This window comes from Paenibacillus barcinonensis (assembly GCF_003217495.1).
Lineage (GTDB): Bacteria > Bacillota > Bacilli > Paenibacillales > Paenibacillaceae > Paenibacillus > Paenibacillus barcinonensis.
Window position 1 is genome coordinate 1 of the sequence record NZ_QJSW01000055.1, and the last position, 2681, is coordinate 2681.

General features: G+C 53.7%; 1 protein-coding gene. It reads left to right on the top strand.

The genetic code is table 11. From position 1 onward, the window contains the following. A partial coding sequence (locus DFQ00_RS28545; protein WP_146236243.1) for a condensation domain-containing protein occupies positions 1–2681 on the top strand: 2681 nt, incomplete at both ends.

Below are 2681 nucleotides of genomic sequence, written 5' to 3' on the forward strand. Positions count from 1 at the left end.
CAGGTGACAATTTTCGAATCGACACCAGCGCTGATCGTGCCGTTCATGGAGTATGTGTATGAGCAGCAGCTGGAGATCAGCGGGATGGAGCTGTTAATTACCAGCTCGGACAGCTGTAGTGTGGCAGATTACCGCACCCTGCAGGAGCGTTTTGGCTCGTCGTTCCGCATCATTAACGCCTACGGTGTCACGGAAGCGGCCATCGACTCCAGTTTCTATGACGAACCGCTGAATAGACTGCCGCAGACAGGTCATGTACCGATTGGCAAAGCGTGGCTGAACGCGAAGTTTTACATCGTGGATGCACATCTGAATCCGGTGCCAGTCGGCGTGCTGGGTGAACTGGTGATCGGCGGCGTAGGCGTGGCGCGGGGGTATTTGAACCGGGCTGAGCTGACGGAAGAGAAGTTTGTAGACAGCCCGTTCGCTGCGGGTGAGCGTCTGTATCGCACAGGAGACTTGGCACGGTGGATGGAAGACGGGAACGTGGACTTCATCGGCCGGATCGACAACCAGGCGAAAATCCGGGGTTACCGGATCGAGACGGGCGAAGTCGAAGCGAAGCTGCTGAGTGTCGTTGGCGTGAAGGAAGCGATCGTTGTTGTCAGGGAAGATCAGGAAGGTCAGAAAGCGTTGTGCGCGTATTATACAGTGGAAGAAGATGTGACGGCTACGGAGTTGAAAAGAGCGCTTGCCAGCGATCTGCCAGGGTACATGATCCCGTCGTACTTCGTCAAACTGGAGCGCTTGCCTCTAACACCGAATGGGAAAATCGACCGGAAGGCACTACCCGCGCCAGAAGGTGGGGCAGCTGGAGGGCGTGAATACGTGGCACCGCGTACCGAACTGGAGGCGAAGCTTGCCGCCATCTGGCAGGATGTGCTGGTTCGAGATAAGGCGGTAGGTGTAACGGACAATTTCTTCGACCTTGGTGGACACTCCCTGCGGGCGACGACGCTGGTCAGCAAAATGCACAAGCAACTGGATATCGAATTCCCGCTTCGCGATGTATTCAGCTATTCGACAGTTGAGGAAATGGCTGCTGCTGTGGAGCGGCTGGAGGTTGGCACGTTCAAGGCTATTCCGGTTGCGGACGAAAGAAAATATTATCCGCTTTCTTCCGCGCAGAAACGTCTTTATATTTTGAATCAGTTGGAAGGGGCAGAGCTGAGCTACAACATTCCGGGGGCTATGCTGCTCGAAGGTCAGCTTGACCGGCAGCGGTTTGAAGAAGCGTTTCGCGGGCTTGTGGCTCGTCATGAAACGATACGTACCGGCTTTGAGATGGTACAAGGCGAAGCAGTCCAGCGGATTTATGAGGAAGCCGCCTTCGAGGTGGAATATGTGCAGATCAGCGAGGAACAGGCGGAAGAAACGGTGCGCCAATTCGTTCGTGCGTTTGATCTGGCGAAGCCTCCGCTGTTACGGGTGGGTCTTGCCAAGCTGGCCCCGGACAGGCATATTCTAATGTTTGATACACACCATATTGTATCTGATGGTGTTTCGATGGACGTACTGATCGAAGAGTTCGTGCACCTGTACAGTGGGGAATCGTTGGAACCGCTTCGCATTCAGTACAAAGATTATGCAGTATGGCAGCAATCGGACAAGCAAAAAGCTCTGCTTGCCAAGCAGGAAGCCTACTGGCTCGATATGTTCCAGGGAGAACTGCCGGTTCTGGAATTGCCGACGGACTATCCGCGTCCAGCTATGCAGAGCTACGAGGGAAGCTCGCTGCAGCTGTTTATGAATCGTGAGAAGAGCGAGGGTCTGAAACGACTTGCAGCCGAGAATGGAGCAACACTGTACATGGTTTTGCTTGCGGCATATAACGTGCTTTTGCACAAATATTCAGGGCAAGAAGACGTGGTGGTTGGTACGCCGATTGCAGGCAGAAATCACAGCGATGTTCAGCCGCTGATCGGGATGTTTGTGAATACCTTGGCGATCCGCAGTTATCCGACTGCTGGAAAGACGTTCCTTGACTATTTGAAGGAAATCAAGGAGACAACGCTGGGTGCTTTTGAACATCAGAATTACCCGTTCGAGGAACTGGTGGATCGGGTGAACGTGGCTCGTGATTTACGCCGCCATCCATTGTTTGATACGATGTTTGCTTTGCAAAATACAGAGAATGTGGAAATCCAGCTTCCGGGACTGCATTTGTCCACGTATGCCAGTGAAGAGATTGTTTCTAAATTCGATCTCAGCCTGGACGTTACGGAGATTGAGGAAGGTTTGGAATATCTGTTTGAATATGCTACGGCTCTTTATCGAACTGAAACGGTAGAGAAGTTGGCTAATCACTACTTGCAGCTGCTTGAATCCATTCTCCATAACCCGTCAGCGACGATTGCGGAGCTGGATCTGTTGACCGCGGCAGAAAAAGAAGAAATAGTCAGCGGGTTTAATCCGGCGCAGCCTGAATTAGCTCCTGCGGCGGCGTTCCACCGGCTGTTCGAGGAACAGGCGGGGCACACGCCAGAAGCGGAAGCGGTCGTATATGAGAACGACCGCCTGACATATGCAGAGCTGAACGTGCGGGCGAATTGCCTTGCGGCTACACTACGTGCAAGTGCCGTCGGCCGGGAGTCCATCGTGGGCATTCTCGCCGAGCGTTCGGTGGATCTGCTGGTCGCTGTACTGGCTGTCTGGAAAGCAGGCGGGGCGTATGTCCCGCT